Annotated in this window: 16 protein-coding genes and 2 pseudogenes; 10 read left to right on the top strand and 8 right to left on the bottom strand. The window is 43.1% G+C overall.

The annotated features are described in order from the left end of the window. Positions 1–8: 8 nt before the first annotated feature. Together AAC155_RS03630 and uraA are read left to right on the top strand one after the other, a co-directional pair. Positions 9–536: pseudogene (locus AAC155_RS03630) on the top strand (solute carrier family 23 protein); the annotation flags it as partial. 1 nt (position 537) lies between these two features. After that, positions 538–1,422 (top strand): annotated as a pseudogene (uraA, locus tag AAC155_RS03625) (uracil permease); the annotation flags it as partial. A 221-nt stretch (positions 1,423–1,643) separates the two neighbouring features. Here uraA and AAC155_RS03620 read toward each other — a convergent pair. From AAC155_RS03620 to AAC155_RS03605, 4 genes are read right to left on the bottom strand one after another with little or no spacing between them, the layout of a single operon-like run. After that, entirely contained in the window at positions 1,644–2,951 is a 1,308-nt protein-coding gene (locus tag AAC155_RS03620; protein ID WP_113041060.1) for a 6-phospho-beta-glucosidase, read from the bottom strand. Beyond that, positions 2,948–3,289, bottom strand: a complete 342-nt coding sequence (locus AAC155_RS03615) for a PTS lactose/cellobiose transporter subunit IIA (protein ID WP_191214731.1) — start codon at positions 3,287–3,289, stop codon at positions 2,948–2,950. Before AAC155_RS03615 ends, AAC155_RS03620 begins: the two co-directional genes overlap by 4 nt. 18 nt (positions 3,290–3,307) lie before the next feature. After that, on the bottom strand, positions 3,308–4,636 hold the full coding sequence (locus AAC155_RS03610; RefSeq protein ID WP_113041059.1) for a PTS sugar transporter subunit IIC: 1,329 nt from the start codon (positions 4,634–4,636) through the stop codon (positions 3,308–3,310). A 29-nt stretch (positions 4,637–4,665) separates the two neighbouring features. Continuing rightward, complete coding sequence (locus tag AAC155_RS03605; RefSeq protein ID WP_112877714.1) at positions 4,666–4,971, bottom strand: PTS sugar transporter subunit IIB; 306 nt, start codon at positions 4,969–4,971, stop codon at positions 4,666–4,668. 375 nt (positions 4,972–5,346) lie between these two features. On the opposite strand from AAC155_RS03605, the gene AAC155_RS03600 reads away from it, so the two are divergent. Beyond that, positions 5,347–5,979: a hypothetical protein gene (locus tag AAC155_RS03600; protein WP_191214729.1), complete on the top strand. Its 633-nt coding sequence runs from the start codon at positions 5,347–5,349 to the stop codon at positions 5,977–5,979. Positions 5,980–6,287: 308 nt separating this feature from the next. Continuing rightward, a complete protein-coding gene (gene hda, locus AAC155_RS03595) occupies positions 6,288–6,995 on the top strand; it encodes a DnaA inactivator Hda (protein ID WP_113025619.1) in 708 nt (235 codons plus the stop codon). 163 nt (positions 6,996–7,158) lie between these two features. Here hda and arsC read toward each other — a convergent pair whose 3' ends face one another. After that, positions 7,159–7,515 carry an arsenate reductase (glutaredoxin) gene (gene arsC / locus AAC155_RS03590; protein WP_113041058.1) on the bottom strand — a complete coding sequence of 119 codons (357 nt, stop codon included), beginning with the start codon at positions 7,513–7,515 and terminating at the stop codon, positions 7,159–7,161. Between the two features lie 9 nt (positions 7,516–7,524). After that, positions 7,525–8,988, bottom strand: coding sequence for a beta-barrel assembly-enhancing protease (locus AAC155_RS03585; RefSeq protein ID WP_113041057.1), 1,464 nt, complete (start codon positions 8,986–8,988; stop codon positions 7,525–7,527). A 127-nt stretch (positions 8,989–9,115) separates the two neighbouring features. Between AAC155_RS03585 and AAC155_RS03580 the strand changes: the two genes are divergently transcribed. Continuing rightward, positions 9,116–10,195, top strand: a complete 1,080-nt coding sequence (locus tag AAC155_RS03580) for an AI-2E family transporter (protein WP_113041056.1) — start codon at positions 9,116–9,118, stop codon at positions 10,193–10,195. A gap of 126 nt (positions 10,196–10,321) precedes the next feature. On the opposite strand, the gene bcp is transcribed toward AAC155_RS03580, so the two are convergent. Together bcp and AAC155_RS03570 are read right to left on the bottom strand one after the other, a co-directional pair. Beyond that, positions 10,322–10,792 carry a thioredoxin-dependent thiol peroxidase gene (bcp, locus tag AAC155_RS03575; protein ID WP_113041055.1) on the bottom strand — a complete coding sequence of 157 codons (471 nt, stop codon included), beginning with the start codon at positions 10,790–10,792 and terminating at the stop codon, positions 10,322–10,324. Positions 10,793–10,818: 26 nt separating this feature from the next. After that, positions 10,819–11,361: a glycine cleavage system transcriptional repressor gene (locus tag AAC155_RS03570; RefSeq protein WP_113041054.1), complete on the bottom strand. Its 543-nt coding sequence runs from the start codon at positions 11,359–11,361 to the stop codon at positions 10,819–10,821. Positions 11,362–11,619: 258 nt separating this feature from the next. On the opposite strand from AAC155_RS03570, the gene dapA reads away from it, so the two are divergent. From dapA to purC, 5 genes are all read left to right on the top strand, one after another. After that, positions 11,620–12,519: a 4-hydroxy-tetrahydrodipicolinate synthase gene (gene dapA / locus AAC155_RS03565; RefSeq protein ID WP_113041053.1), complete on the top strand. Its 900-nt coding sequence runs from the start codon at positions 11,620–11,622 to the stop codon at positions 12,517–12,519. Positions 12,520–12,535: 16 nt separating this feature from the next. Next, on the top strand, positions 12,536–13,585 hold the full coding sequence (gene bamC, locus AAC155_RS03560; RefSeq protein ID WP_113041052.1) for an outer membrane protein assembly factor BamC: 1,050 nt from the start codon (positions 12,536–12,538) through the stop codon (positions 13,583–13,585). 333 nt (positions 13,586–13,918) lie between these two features. Further along, positions 13,919–14,362 (top strand): type III secretion system chaperone, encoded by a 444-nt coding sequence (locus AAC155_RS03555; RefSeq protein WP_158536479.1) that lies wholly within the window; start codon positions 13,919–13,921, stop codon positions 14,360–14,362. Next, positions 14,349–15,515 carry a VopS family T3SS effector adenosine monophosphate-protein transferase gene (locus AAC155_RS03550; protein WP_113041050.1) on the top strand — a complete coding sequence of 389 codons (1,167 nt, stop codon included), beginning with the start codon at positions 14,349–14,351 and terminating at the stop codon, positions 15,513–15,515. The genes AAC155_RS03555 and AAC155_RS03550 overlap by 14 nt, the downstream gene beginning before the upstream one ends. Positions 15,516–15,751: 236 nt before the next feature. Continuing rightward, entirely contained in the window at positions 15,752–16,465 is a 714-nt protein-coding gene (purC, locus tag AAC155_RS03545; protein ID WP_113041049.1) for a phosphoribosylaminoimidazolesuccinocarboxamide synthase, read from the top strand. The last annotated feature ends 121 nt before the right edge of the window (positions 16,466–16,586 follow it).

The raw sequence follows: 16,586 nt of genomic DNA, 5'->3' as shown, positions 1-16,586 counted from the left end.
GGTGCTTTGCCGGTGTTGCGGCTGATATGGCAGGTTTGCGTCCGGCGGAAGGTGCCGATGTTGATTCAACAACATTGACCATTTCTCTGGTAACACTGGCGGTAACCGTTCTTGGTTCAGTTATGTTCCGTGGATTCTTGGCTATCATCCCGATTCTTATTGGCGTATTGGTAGGTTATGCGTTGGCGTTCCTGATGGGCGTAGTTGATCTGACGCCGGTACGTGAAGCGCCGTGGTTTGCATTGCCAACTTTTTATACACCACGTTTTGAATGGTTCGCTATTATGACTATCTTGCCTGCGGCGCTGGTTGTCATAGCTGAACATGTTGGTCATTTAGTTGTAACGGCGAATATTGTGAAGAAAGATTTGCTAAAAGAGCCGGGTTTGCACCGTTCTATGTTTGCAAATGGTTTTTCAACCGTGATTTCCGGTTTCTTTGGTTCAACGCCAAATACAACTTATGGCGAGAATATTGGTGTCATGGCAATTACCAAAGTTTACAGTACCTGGGTTATTGGTGGTGCTGCGGTGCTTTGCCGGTGTTGCGGCTGATATGGCAGGTTTGCGTCCGGCGGAAGGTGCCGATGTTGATTCAACAACATTGACCATTTCTCTGGTAACACTGGCGGTAACCGTTCTTGGTTCAGTTATGTTCCGTGGATTCTTGGCTATCATCCCGATTCTTATTGGCGTATTGGTAGGTTATGCGTTGGCGTTCCTGATGGGCGTAGTTGATCTGACGCCGGTACGTGAAGCGCCGTGGTTTGCATTGCCAACTTTTTATACACCACGTTTTGAATGGTTCGCTATTATGACTATCTTGCCTGCGGCGCTGGTTGTCATAGCTGAACATGTTGGTCATTTAGTTGTAACGGCGAATATTGTGAAGAAAGATTTGCTAAAAGAGCCGGGTTTGCACCGTTCTATGTTTGCAAATGGTTTTTCAACCGTGATTTCCGGTTTCTTTGGTTCAACGCCAAATACAACTTATGGCGAGAATATTGGTGTCATGGCAATTACCAAAGTTTACAGTACCTGGGTTATTGGTGGTGCTGCGGTGCTGGCGATTTTGCTCTCCTGCGTCGGTAAATTGGCGGCAGCAATTCAGGCCGTGCCGATTCCGGTCATGGGAGGTGTCTCGCTGTTGCTTTATGGCGTTATTGGCGCGTCAGGTATTCGAGTGCTGATTGATTCAAAAGTAGATTACAACAAAGCACAAAATCTTATCCTGACTTCCGTGATTCTTATCATTGGCGTCAGTGGGGCGAAAATTAATATCGGTGTTGCTGAACTTAAAGGCATGGCGCTGGCAACGATCGTAGGTATCGGTATGAGTTTGATTTTCCGTCTGGTCACGGTTTTCCGTCCCGAAGAACGATATATTGAATCTTCCGTTGAATCTGTTAAGCACGGTAAATAATGGGGTAATAAACTTGGGCTGATTTCCCCGCTTTGAGTCGTTTTCATTATGAAGAGGCGGGGATGATGGTCATTATTTTATTCGTAAGGGAGGCAGGAAAGTAAATGTTCGCCACCGAGGTTACAAAGTTAGTTAGCGATATCTATTAGTCAGAAATAGCAGATATCGCTTTAATTTTATGCTTGTTCTGATTTCAAATTAACTCATCAGGTACCGCTTATTCATTGGAATTGCGGCAGATAATCACGGTTTATCGTTAATATGTCATCCAATAGTGGTGAAGCAATGTCTATATCGGCAACCAGTGGGTTGGTGATCAGTGCCAACAGTGCAGCATTGCGATCGCCATGAATCGCTGCTTTGATCGTTAAGCGTTCATAGGTTTTTATCTGTTGTGTCAGAGCATACATACTGTCAGGCAGGCGGCCGAACGTCAGCGGGTGGGCGCCTTCTGCATTAATAATACAGTTGGTTTCAATGACAGCATCGTCCGGTAAACCTCGAATAGCACCGTGGTTTGTGGTATTGACGACCAATTGGCTATCGAGATTGTTATGAATGGCGCAAATCAGATCCAGTGCAACCTCAGAATAGAATGCACCACCGCGGAAACTGAGTTGTTCTGGCTTGTGATCGAGTTCTGGATCAGCATACAGTTCAAATAGTTCCTGTTCTACTTTCATGACTTGTTCTGCTCGTGTGCCTTGTTCGAATGCAGCCTCGCGCTCTTCCTGTAACATATTGCGGGCTTGGTAGAAGTAGCGGTGATAAGGGCAGGGTATCGCGCCTAGAGCCTTGAGCAGTGGTGGAGGCCAGGGCGCCTCTTGAATATTATTCATGGTTAAGACTGCACCATTGCATAGCATATCAAGTACCTGTTGAGTTTTATCCTGACCTGCAACCAGTACTTGATGTACCCAGACCATATGATTCAGCCCGGCAAAGCGTAACTGCACATCCTGATAAGGGCGTTGTAGCATATTAGCTATCATGTGATGCATTGTGACCGGGACATTACATAGGCCGATAATTTTTGCTTTGCTATAGCGGGAAATCGCTTCGGTAACGATCCCGGCTGGATTGGTGAAGTTAATAATCCACGCGTCTGGTGCAAGTTTTTCAACTTTATGGGCAATATCCAGCAAAACGGGGATGGTACGTAATGCTTTGGCAAAGCCGCCTACGCCGGTAGTTTCCTGACCGATCAAGCCATATTTTAGCCCCAGACGCTCGTCCGCGGCGCGAGCCGGAAGCTGGCCGACACGCAGTTGAGTTAAAATAAAATTGGCGCCGCGAATGGCGTTATCGGGTGTGAAATGGATGCTGACAATAACGTGTTCCATGCCGTGACGAGCTAACATACGGCGAGTAAGCGCGGCGATAATTTCTACTTTCTGTTTTCCACTGTCAATGTCAACCAATGCCAGTTCAGATAATGGAATGTTTTTTTGGTGTTGAATAAGCCCTTCGACTAATTCAGGTGTGTAGCTGCTACCGCCACCAATAACGGCTATTTTGATTCGTTTCATATCTTTTCCTCTTGCGATGGTATTCGGCGATAGAGTTCAATCATATCGCTGGCAAGATCTTGAATAACCATTGCGTTCATTAAATGATCTTGCGCATGGACGGTGATGAGATTGACAGGTAATTTACCGCAGCCTTCATCCAATCCGATGAGGGTAGTTTGAATCGTGTGTGCTTCTTTGATTGCCTGCTGGGATTCTGCCATCAGTGTTTGTGCTGTTTGAAAGTCACCGTTTCTGGCATGTTGTAATGCCATTAGTGCATGACTGCGTGCGCTTCCAGCATGAACCAGCAGTTCTACAATCGTTTTTTCTAAATCAATCGTTTTTTCTAAATCCATGTGTAAAGCCTCCGAAAATTAGGGTTGGGATTGAGTTTCTACACCAGTGGATGCTGTGTTTTCTCGCTGTTTATCTTCTTCGTTGACCAACTGTTTTTCATAAATTTTGAAGAAGGGATACCAGATAAAGAGGTCGATTATCGTGAGTATGATCACTAGCACTGCCGCACGATAATCCCAGGCGGCGGAAATCATTGCGCCGAATGGCGCCGGTGTAGTCCAGGGCGAAATGGCGACCATTTTATGCACCAGGTCAAGATGCAGGGCGCTGTAGGACAATACTGCATTGACCAATGGCACAACCAGTAATGGAATGAATAAGGTTGGATTCATCACAATCGGTGAGCCAAACAGTAGTGGTTCGTTAATATTGAATATGGACGGAACCACGCTCAGTTTTCCGATAGTACGCAAATGTATAGAACGGCTGCGCAGATAAAGAATCGCCAGAACCAGTGTAGAACCAGAGCCACCAATACAGATATAAAACGACCAGTAAGGGTCAGTAAAAATGTGTGTTGTAGCAGTACCTTGAGCCATTAATGTTGCATTGGCAGCAATATTTGCCATAAAAATAGGGGCCATCAAGCCAGTGACAATATTAGCGCCATGAATACCGGCAAACCACAGTAGGTTAGAAATGAGTAGTGCCAATATAATGGCAGGCAGAGTATCACCGACAGAAATGAGTGGGTGGAACATCTGCATTATGGCTGCGGGAATAAGTAGATTGAATTCACTCTGTAATAGCAAGCTGACGGGATAAACTGTCAGCAAGATACCTATAACTGGGTACAGAAGTTCAAAAGAACGGGCGATTGCTGGTGGCACTTGTGTTGGCATTCGAATGGTGATGTTATATTTTTTTAGTAAACGCGTTAATTCAACTGACCAGATAGCGCAAATTAATGCGGTAAATACACCTGTGCCACCAAGGAAATCGAGTGCTATTTTGTTTTCTATTTGTGGTGCTGCTGCTAGCAAAAACGCCATTAGTGACAGTAAAGCCGAAGTTAACCCGTCCAGACCGTAGGATTTAGCTAAACTGTAGGCGGTACCGACCGAAACAAAGACACTCATTAATCCCATCGTCATAAAGTAAGGCATTGTGATGGTGTCCCAGTGAGTTTTGGCAAAGGACAACCAAGCTTGGCCGAATGAGGATGCAGTCTGTAAATCGAAGGGTGGGTTTGCCACAATTAACATTATGCTGCCGATGATCAAAAATGGCATGGCTGAGATAAAGCCGTCACGCATTGCTGTAATATGCCGCTGGTTACCGATTCGCCCGGCAAATGGGATAATGTGGTTTTCTAAAACACGCATAAAAGAGGTATAGAGACTCATGAGGGTACTCCGCGTGATGATGAAATTGCTTATTCCAACAGGCTTAATGCCTTATCGAGAACCTTATCACCACGAAGAGTGCCATAATCCATCATGTCAATAACGTCTATTGGTTTACCAAGTGGTTTGGCGATAGCGGAAAAATGGGCTAATTGATACCTCACCTGTGGGCCGAGTAAAACAACGTCAGCGTCGGCTATCATGTGTTCTAATTCAACCGTGGGAACAGCCTTGATCTCAATGTCCAATGCCCGTTTTATCACTTCTGCCTGCATGCGTTGTACCAGCATGCTGGTGGACATACCGGCCGCACAACACAATAGGATTTTTTTCATTGTTCAATCTCCAGTTTGTTATATCGTTTCTTATGGGATAAGTGGTTGCTGAGAACTTTCACTTTTTATTAAGACTAGCAACTTATGTTAAATATGTTGCGATTTTGTTCGCATATTAATCAAGAATAGTTTAAGGAATAGGGATGGGATGTGATCTTCGTTTGTATTGTATATACCCGTCATCTTTCAAGTTGCCTCTTTGTTGGCTGCACTCACTCACCCCGGTCACATAGTTATCTATGCTCCCGGGGATTCGCTCCCTTGCCGCCGCGATGCATCTTGAAATCCATAGGGTATTAGTGTGAAAATTTTAGTTATGGAATTAAAGGTTTCGGTTTTTTGTCAGAAGTGCTCCGACAACCGCTGGAGGAAATGATGAATGATTATAAAGTGAAAGAAAAAATGCCAGTATTAATCCCAGAAGCAGATTTCGATATCAAACTTAACATGACAGAGAAAAATGTAGAACACACTCAGGCTTTCATTGAACGCGGGGTGAAAGACTTTTCGTTGCCTGGATTGGTTACTCCATATGGTTACCGTTTACTGACATCTGTTTCTGGCAATCAATATAGATTGGTGACTGATGTAGATATGCCGGAGACGGTTTATGCGGTAAAGCTCGAATTTATGGAACATATTGTTCCATCAAAAAAAACATGCACACAGATACTTGTGCGGCGTACAGTCCTTCCTCAACATGACGGAGCAGTGAGAGGCTTGCCACAAGAGTTTTTTAAGTTTTTCCTTGAACGATATTCCATTATTGTATCTGACAGTGAGCAAACGCTAGATGGACGTAGGTTTTGGGAACGTATGATTGCTTGGGCTATCAGCATTAATGAGTATCACGTATATGTTTCTGATGGCACCAAAGAAGAGCGTCCACTAAACCTGATGACCTCATGGGATGACTTTTATGTAACTTGGGCTAATTATTGCTGGGGTCATGATAAGGATTATCACTACCATCGCCTTTTTGTTATCAGTAAAGAGCTATTACATTGATCTCTGCTAAGAATGAATAAAACTCACTATCTGATGGCTTTTTCTTGAATAATATAGCTCTTGAATAACATAATTCTTAAATAACATAGGACTGAAAACTTAAATTTTTCCTGTTCTTACATGCGGAATATTTTATAGGAATTTGCGGTCCATTCTGTGTTATGACGAAATATTATGCGCGTATGAGCCTGAAAAGGGTTTAACCTATTGAATCCTAAAAATAGTTTTTTTATTATTTACCTATACAGTTCATTTACAACTATTTTCTGTGATAAACTTGTTGGCGTTTATTACCAGCTCTGTTTGAGGTGCTTCTGAACACGCCATCGCAGCTTTCGTTACCTTTGTATCTTCCCGATGATGAAACTTTTGCCAGTTTCTTTCCGGGGGAAAATGCCACCTTGTTAGCTGCAATCAAATTGGCCATTAATCAGCCGCATGGCAGCTATATTTATTTTTGGTCCCGTGACAGTGGGGGCCGAAGTCATTTGTTGCATGCCGCCTGTGCTGAATTGTCCCTGAAAGATGAAGCTGTGGGTTATGTTCCGCTGGATAAACGTGCTTATTTTATCCCTGAAGTGCTTGATGGCATGGAACACTTATCACTGGTTTGTATTGATAATATTGAGAGTATTGCTGGTGATGAAGAGTGGGAAATGGCAATCTTCAATCTTTATAATCGTATTCTAGAGATCGGTCGCACATGTTTGCTTATTAGCGGCGATCGCCCACCTCGCCAGATTAATCTTAAGTTACCTGATTTGGCTTCTCGTCTGGATTGGGGGCAAATTTATAAATTACAACCGCTTTCTGATGATGAGAAATTACAAGCCTTGCAATTGCGAGCGAAGTTACGCGGCTTTGAATTGCCAGAAGATGTAGGGCGCTTTTTACTGAAAAGATTAGACAGAGAAATGCGGACTTTGTTTATGGCATTGAATCAGTTAGATCACGCTTCGATAGTGGCCCAGCGCAAGCTGACGATTCCATTTGTGAAGGATATTTTGTACCTTTGAAGATGATGGTGGTGTCACCATCATCACATCTATACCCGTTATCTTTCAAGTTGCCTCTTTGTTGGCTGCACTCACTCACCCCGGTCACATCGTTATCTATGCTCCCGGGGATTCGCTCCCTTGCCGTCGCGATCCATCTTGAAATCCATTGGGTATATTCTTATCAATCAAGAAGTTCTTTTACTTTTTCCGGTGGGCGCCCAAGCCTAGCTTTATCACCGCAAACTACGATCGGGCGTTCAATCAGTTTAGGATTGGCAATCATCGCTTTTAGTAAATCATGCTGACTGAGTTTTTCATCAGCCAGATTCAACTCTTTGTATAGCTCTTCTTTCGTTCTCATCAATTGGCGTGCATCATGAAAACCAAGCTGTTCTAGCAGAATAGATAATTGCTCTACAGCGAGAGGAGCCTCCAGATAGAGAATAATCTGTGGTTTAATTCCCCGTTCTTCAATAAGAGCCAAAGTTTCACGGCTTTTGGAGCAGCGGGGATTATGATAAATCGTCACCTGTTGCATGAGAATTCCTTAACGTTTGTATTGACTGTAACGCTGTTGTAGCTGGCGTAATTGATCGATACGAGCATCATAACGTGCTTGATCGTAGCTGCCTAATTTTACGAGTGCGCTGGCACTACTGAGGTATTTGATGGCATTGTCAAACTGACCGCGAAGTGCCATTTCTTCAGCATGTGCTGATAATTCTTCATGGCGTTTTCCTTGTTTGGCGGCAGCTTCGGCTATCAGGTGCCAACCGTTGGGATCATCTGGATTATTGAAGGTATAGCGATGAAGCAGTTTTAAAGCCTGTTGATATTGTTTTGCGTGAATAAGTGCATTAGCGAGATTGATTTGCAATACCAAATTGTCCTTTTGTTTCTGCAAAGCGTTCTGTAACCGGGTGATAGCCTGAGCAATTCGGTTCTGTTCAATGTCGATATCAGTTATTGTGTCAATGAACCAGACATTATCCGGTTGTTTTGCTAACAGTGGTTCCAGAATAGCCCGTGCCTCAGTGTATTTTTTATCTTGAGAAAGCAAGATTGCCCGGCCATAAGCGGCGGCAAGTTGCTCTTTAGCTGTGCCTCTTCGATAATTTTCTAAAATTTGCTCAAGATAGCCGCGTTGCTCGGTGGTGTACATGCCCATAACACGAACTCTGGCGAACAGAAAATCTTGAGATTGTGGAATGTTCTGGGCCGGGTATTGATTAGCGCGGTTACGTGCATCAGCAAGGCGGCTGTCAGGTAACGGGTGAGTGAGTAACATTTCTGGTGGCTTAGAACTGTAACGGGTTTGATCTACCATGATTTGCATAAAATCTGGCATACCTTGAGGATCAAAGCCAGCTTTGCGTAATGTCTGCATGCCAATACGATCAGCTTCTTGTTCATTGGATTGAGTAAAACTGATCATGCCTTGTTGTATACCGGCAATAGTGCCGCTGAGGGCTGCCATCCCTGCTTGTGGGCTAGCCATTAGCAAAAGAATAGAACCCAACGTACCTGCCCAGGCTAGCGGTGCTGTACGTTGCTGATCTTCCATCATTCGTGCCAGGTGGCGTTGAGTAACGTGGGAAATTTCGTGAGCCATTACGGAGGCAAGCTCGCTTTCATTACGGCTATAACGAAAAAGTGCAGCATGGAGTACTACATTACCGCCAAAGAAAGCATAAGCATTGATATTCGGGTTATCAATCAGATAGAAATGGAAAGGCGTTTTAACTGAGTCTGCATGAGCCACTAACCTTTGTCCAAGGGCATTAATGTATTGTGTCAATAATGGGTCATAAATCAGCGGAGCATTGTCACGCATCTGGCGAACGTAGAAATCGCCCATTGCCAGTTCCTGATTGATGCTCAGGATTGAACCTGCCGTGGTACCGATATCCGGCAATGAATCTTCAATGGAGGCGCTGAGAACAGGGGAGCTTGTTAGCAACAATGTACTGATTAATATTGCTGTCAGAGATTGATTAGACATTATTTTCATAAAACAAAAATGCTCTCATTTGACCATCGTTTTAGATAATGCGTGTATGATAAACAAGGGTACCTTAAAATTAATCAATTTTTAAGAAAAATAGAAATATGAATATTGCTATCAAGGAGCCTGGTCAATGCTGGATATGATTATACAGTGGTATCGCCGTCGGTTTACTGATCCGCAAGTTATTGCGTTATTTGTCATCTTGTTGGCAGGGTTTTGCATTATTTATTTCTTACATGGCATTTTGACACCTTTGCTGGTGGCGATTGTTCTTGCCTATTTGTTGGAATGGCCAACGGCTAAACTTGAAAGACTGGGATGTTCGCGCACAGTGGCTGTTTGTATTGTGCTGATTATTTTTTCCAGTATTAGTTTGTTGGTCATCTTGATTGTGGCGCCAACTGTATGGCAGCAGGGAATTAATCTGTTGTCAGATATACCCAATATGATTAATCGGTTTAATGAATATGCCCAGACATTACCAGCCCGTTATCCGGCTTTGGTTGATGCTGGCATCATTGATATGATGGCCGAAAATTTGCGCAGTAAGATTTCAACTGCCGGAGAGTCTGTAGTGAAATTTTCGGTGGCTTCACTGATTGGTTTGTTAACGCTGGCTATCTATCTGATTCTTGTGCCACTGATGGCCTTTTTCTTGCTAAAAGATAAAAACCAGATGTTGCAAGCATTGCAACGGGTCCTGCCACGTAACCGCATTTTGGCCGGGCAGGTATGGCGCGAGATGAACCAGCAAATCACTAACTATATTCGGGGTAAAGTCACCGAGATGGTGATCGTCGGTATTTGTACCTACGCGGTGTTTGCATTTCTTGGATTGGATTATTCATTGCTGCTTTCTGTTTTGGTTGGTCTGTCAGTGTTAATTCCTTATGTGGGTGCGTTGATTGTCACGATTCCTGTTGTACTGGTTGCGCTATTTCAATGGGGAGTCGGAACAGATTTCTGGACTTTGATTATTGCCTATTTGGTTGTTCAGGGGCTGGATGGTAACTTGCTGGTGCCGATTTTATTCTCTGAAGCCGTAAACTTGCACCCGTTGGTAATCATTCTTTCTGTGATTACTTTTGGTGGTTTGTGGGGATTTTGGGGCATATTTTTTGCTATTCCGCTGGCGACGCTGATTAAAGCGGTGATCCAAGCCTGGCCGGAAGATATAGTTATAATAGAAGACGATGAAATGAAAGAGTAAATTTATTTTTAATGATGCGGGTACCCGTTATTAGAGGAAGCACGGGTTGGTGATATCCCTCCCGTACTTGCCCCTGGCATCTTGAGCTGTTAAATGAGCGTGATTAAATTTTGAGTCATTTTCTATTTAAGGGTGCAGTTTCAGATAATCCACCACGATTTGGTGGTGATCACTGGTCTTAAATTTATCAAAAACGTGCTCAATATTACCGTTGGTATCAATCAGGAAACTGATACGGTGGATACCATCGTAGGTTTTTCCCATAAATTGTTTCTTGCCCCAGACACCAAACTGTTCAGCAACTTGGTGATCCTCGTCGGACAACAATGTGAAGTTCAGCATTTCTTTCTCCACAAAGCGTGACAATTTACTTGGGTTATCTGTGCTAATGCCTAGCACTTCAACACCTGATTCCTTTAATGTATCCATTTCATCGCGCAGACCACAGGCTTGTACAGTACAACCAGGAGTCATTGCTTTAGGGTAAAAATAGACTAAAACACGCTGGCCTTCGAAATCAGATAAATTGATTGTTTCTCCATCTTGGTCAGGAAGGCTGAACTGAGGGGCCTTATCACCGGCTTTCAATGGGTTCATCCCGTATTCTCCGTTTAATCTTTCAACTAAAGTGGTTCAAGAATACTAATACTGCCTTGTGCATTTAGATCTGTACATAGCTTATTAAACGCCTGCTTAATAATTATGCCGTCATCCTCCAGACTGTGGGCGGTAATCTGGATCTGCAACCGAGCAGGGGTATCGCCTTCTGGTGGATGTGTTTTTGATACCAGTTCAGCAATATTAAAATCCTGTGTAGTAAACAGATTGGTAAACTGCTCAACAATACCGGGTGAATCATCAACATCAACTTTAACGGAAACCGTGGAAGGAAATGTTGTGTGGGTATCGCACTTTGTGCGTTTCATTACGATAAGAAGATCGAGCTCGGCCCCTTTCTGTGGCAGTGAGGATTCAATCATTGTGATAGCATTCCAACTACCGGAAAGTAGCATAATGAAGGTGAATTCCTCGCCAAACATGGCTAATCGGCTGTCTTCAATATTACAACCACACTCACTCACAAGACGAGTAATGGTGTTGACGATACCAGAACGGTCAGCACCTAAAGCGGTTATAACGAGAAAATGTTGTTCTGATTGTGGCAAAGTCACTTTTCCTTCTCTGCTGTGGTTTCGTTAAGGTAAACATAAAAAGGCTATGCTGCCAAGGTCAATTGCATCAAAGTTGTTCTATTGTATTCCCATGCTCTATCATTGAATTTCAATAAATTACTTTGGTTATCACTTCTTTTTAACAGAGGTTATCTGGTATTAACAAAATTCATTGAAATCCTGTGTTAAATAGTTTCCTTCTGAATGACTAAAAAGTACCATGGAACTCTTGTTTGTATAGGGGGTTATGTAATGTCTAGCGGGAGATTTGAATTTACAGGTAGCATTGTTGCGCTGGTAACACCAATGGATGCGAGTGGTCAGGTTGATAAGGCCAGTTTGAAAAAGTTAATCGATTACCATGTTGCTAGTGGGACATCAGCGATAGTCTCGGTAGGGACAACCGGAGAATCTGCCACATTAAGTCATGATGAACACGGTGATGTTGTTTTGACAACCGTAGAATTGGCTGATGGGCGTATTCCGGTTATTGCCGGAACAGGTGCAAATGCGACTGCTGAGGCAATATCCCTAACGAAACGTTTTGAAAACAGTGGCGTTGTTGGTTGCCTAACGGTAACGCCTTATTATAATAAGCCGTCGCAGGAAGGTTTATATCAGCATTTCAAAACGATTGCTGAAAATACGGATTTACCACAAATTTTGTATAATGTGCCTTCTCGTACCGGGTGTGATCTGCTGCCATCAACTGTAGCGCGTTTGGCGAAGATTAAAAATATTGTCGCAATTAAAGAAGCTACAGGGAACTTAAATCGCGTTAGTCAAATCCAAGAATTGGTTAATGATGATAGTTTCATTTTATTGAGTGGTGATGATACAAGTGGGTTGGATTTTATTCAGCTTGGTGGCAAAGGGGTTATTTCGGTTACTGCAAACATTGCAGCGCCTGATGTTGCTAAGTTTTGTGAATTGGCATTAAACGGCCAGTTTGCAGAGGCGCGTAAGTTAAATAACCGTCTGATGGAATTACACCGTCAGCTATTTGTTGAACCTAACCCGATTCCAGTTAAATGGGGATGTCATAAATTGGGTTTGATTGCTGATGACACCGTGCGTCTGCCGATGACGCCATTGACGGATGCAGGAAAAGTCTCAGTTGAAAAAGCCTTGAAAATGGCCGGATTATTGTAAAATTTAGGGAATTTTAATGGCAATATTGTTGCAAAAATCGAAGGTGATGAAGGTTGCTGGTATGTCACTTGTCATGTTATTGGCAGCTTGTTCCAGCGACCAGAGCTATAAACGCCAAGTCAATGATGATGAGACATATCTTGAAACACCTCCCCGGAAGGCGTTGAAAGTTCCTGCGGGTATGGTATTGCCATTGCAGAATGGTGAATATGATATTCCAGCAATAGCCTCTAAAGGGCAGGTTGGGAAAGCGCTTGATATTCGCCCGCCATCTCAGGCACTAGCCCTATTGAGTGGTTCCCGTACTGAAAACAGTGTAAAGAGCAGTAAGTTGCTACTTGAAAGCACTCCTGAGAATAGTCATCTGTGGTCACAGATTAACAATGTGCTATTGAAAAAAGGTTTCCAAGTTAGCCAACGTGATGATGCTAGCCAGACATTGACAACCGATTGGATCGATTGGCCGCGAGCAGATGAAAATGTTCCATATCAGACTCGTCATCGTATTAGTGTTGCACGCCAGAGCTATCAGATTGAATTATCCGTGACTAATGAAGGGTTGAGACAAGGCGATCATCAGATAACAGATCCTCTTGAAATCCAACGTTATAACGCACTGATGCTCAATGAATTAATTGAAGGTGTAAACCAGCAGCGTGAACGTATTAGCGATGACTCTGTGGCGCGTAATCTAGGTTCATTGGACGTACAGAGTGGTGGTGATACATCTGGATTACCTCAGATGATTGTTCGGGCACCATATAATATTGTTTGGGATAGATTACCGGCAGCACTGGAAAAAGTAGGTATGAAAGTGGGTAGCCGCAGCCGTTCAACGGGCTCTATTACTGTAACTTATAAAAGCCTCAGTTCATCTAGTTGGAAATCAATGGGTGTGAATGAACCATCCATTAGTGAAGGTGATTACAAATTACAGGTTGGTGATTTGAATAACCGGAGCAGCTTACAGTTTATTAGTGATAAAGGTAAGCCGTTGACCCAATCACAAAATGATGAATTGGTTGCAGCGTTGAAGGCTGCTTTCAGCCAGACCTCAGGATTATAGGTTTAATAAAGGGGTGAAAAGCCCCTCAGATTATTGACAAAGCGCTGGCCGTTTGGTGAGCGCTTTGATTCGATTGTCAATTTTGCATTTATCTATCCCTATGGATTTCAAGATGGATCGCGACGGCAAGGGAGCGAATCCCTGGGAGCATAGATAACGATGTGACCGGGGTGAGTGAGCGCAGCCAACAAAGAGGCAACTTGAAAGATAACGGGTATACAACAGCCTAATATTGGTTACCAATATACAAAAGATAGACTAGATATGACAGCCATCCTATTGCTGAAAGCTTAAAATCCTATCATCGAAATGATTGGATTTACTTTCTCCACTATGAATGATTATCTTACTAATATATTAATGACCGAACTGGCAGCCAAATTGGGTATGAATGGACTCTCTTTTGATGAAGAGGGAAATTGCTTCTTACTCATTGATAATGCTATGCCTGTTATTTTGCGTCGCCAGGAAGAATATTTAGTCATTATTGGCCAGATAGATATGGTACTTCCAGATTCAGCCGATGCTGACACTCTTCGTTATTTGCTCAATATAGCACTTAATCCATTAAATAATCAGTTACCTAGTGTTGGTTGGCATCAAGAGCTTGGGGTCGTTGCGTATAGAATATTACCCTTGCTACATCTAACGGCCAATAAGTTGGAACATGAATTGTCTGAATTTATTACTTGGGCAAATACATTTCCATCGTCACTATCACAGAAAAATACCTTGCCGTCGTCTTATGACAGGAGAATGATTTATGATCGAATTTAAGAATCTTACCGCATTACAACATGCCTCATCACAAATACAAGAGCAGGTTCGTAACGAAGGTAAATTGCAAATTGCCGGCCATGAATACCATATTAATGCAGATCTGCAACAGGTTTTGCGTACGCATCCAAAAAGCAATCAACTTGCCCGTTTCTTTGAAGGGGTAAGTAAATTTTTCTTGCATGGCAGTAGTGCCTCAGTGGCTAAAGAGGTGACTAAAACCCTCTTTTCTACCGAAGGGGCGCAACAGCAGCGTCTACAGAGCACAGATTCGGTTAGCCATGCTCGTATGTTGTTTAAGGATGGCAGCTTACGGACACCAGAACAAGTACTAGAGAAATTAAGAACAGTAGATACACATAAAATGACAGAAGGCATGTTGGCTGAACATACGCTTTTGCTACAGCGTACTATGTCAGAGTTGCTACAAAATACAGAAACCGGTAAAAAATTACAGGATCTGATGGGACATCAGGCAACAGCTCAATTGACCAACAAATTGGTTGCCCCTAAGCAGGAGTTTGTCAGTCTTGAACAATTGCGTAAGCAACCTTCGGCTGCTAATGCTGTTGCCAGTCTTGAGCCAGTTTTGATGATGGAAGAGAAGAACTTGCTGGCAGCTCAACATCATCAAGAAGTAATAGGAGGCCAAGATCTTAATCAGGGCATTTATGCTGAAATTCTTTCTGAAGAGTCTTATAACCCAAATAAGCTAACTGATAATGTTGACCGCGCTGCCGCCTGGATACTTAAGGCATCCAGTTCAAAGGGGAACGAATGGAGTAACTTCACCGCGCTACTCAAGGAGTATACCCATAATGGAAAAGATCTCACTGATAGCCAAGTCCTTAAGGAGCTTCATCATAGACTGGTTCCAAACATAGAGCGTGATTATCGTGGTCCAGCCATTAGCGGTGGGAGCCTTCCTTCCAGTATAGGCGGCGCGGCAATGCTGGCACATCATTTAGAGACATTGGATAAGGAAGATCCCCAGATTGGGAAACAGCTCTTTGCTGCTGTCGTCGGTTTTCACGGTTTCACTGATGGTAATGGCAGGATGGGACGTCTCCTCTATGCGCTGACAGAACTGAGAGCGGGTCAATTTTCGCCCCTTTCTCTCCAGACAGAAAATGCTTTGCATGGGATCCACTGAAAAGAGGCCTGCGTATGCAGGCCAGCTTATTGATAGGGCGTTGTTTTTTAAAGCCAGTTTTGATTTCTAACATCTCGGATAAAAAAACAAACTAGCGCAGTGTGAAGAATATCCTCTCCACATCATTTCTTTTCGATATAGAAAAAATCGGCCCTTTGGGCAGGATTTTGTCAGCAATCTGTTTTATTATTTATCTTTGGTATTTGTATAGTAGTAATATCTCTGGAGTATATAAGATGCAAAAAAAAGCTGAGTTGTATCGTGGAAAGGCAAAAACGGTGTACACCACGGATGATCCTGATTTGTTAGTGTTGGAGTTCCGTAATGATACATCAGCATTGGATGGCGAGCGTATTGAACAGTTTGATCGTAAGGGGATGGTGAATAATAAATTTAACCATTTCATTATGAGCAAATTGGCAGAAGCAGGGATTCCGACGCAAATGGAACGACTGTTATCGGACACTGAGGTATTAGTTAAAAAGCTGGATATGGTGCCGGTTGAATGTGTTGTGCGTAATCGGGCTGCGGGTTCATTGGTCAGACGCCTTGGTATTGAGGAAGGTCTGGTATTGAATCCACCTCTGTTCGATCTGTTTCTGAAAAATGATGCTAAGCACGATCCAATGGTGAATGAATCTTATTGTGAAACTTTTGGTTGGGTTAGCAAAGAACATCTGGCTGAAATGAAAGAATTGAGCTACAAGGCCAATAAAGTATTGAGCAAATTGTTTGATGATGCGGGTTTAATTTTGGTTGATTTCAAACTGGAATTTGGTTTGTTCAAAGGGCAGGTAGTTCTAGGGGATGAATTCTCTCCTGATGGTAGCCGTTTGTGGGACAAAGAGACGTTGAACAAAATGGATAAAGATCGCTTCCGCCAAAGTCTTGGTGGTCTGATTGAAGCGTATGAAGAGGTAGCGCGTCGTATCGGTGTTATTTTGGACTAATTGCGCAAACGATTACTTGGGCCGAAAGGCCCTTTTATCGTTTGGAATAAGTTAGTTTATTTATATTGAGAATGTATCTGACGATTAGGTTGTTAAATGACCTAATAAAGGTATTGACATT

The sequence above is a fragment of the Photorhabdus sp. HUG-39 genome (assembly GCF_963878365.1).
In the GTDB taxonomy this organism is placed as follows: Bacteria; Pseudomonadota; Gammaproteobacteria; order Enterobacterales; family Enterobacteriaceae; genus Photorhabdus; species Photorhabdus kayaii.
This window is presented reverse-complemented; position numbering and strand designations above follow the sequence as displayed.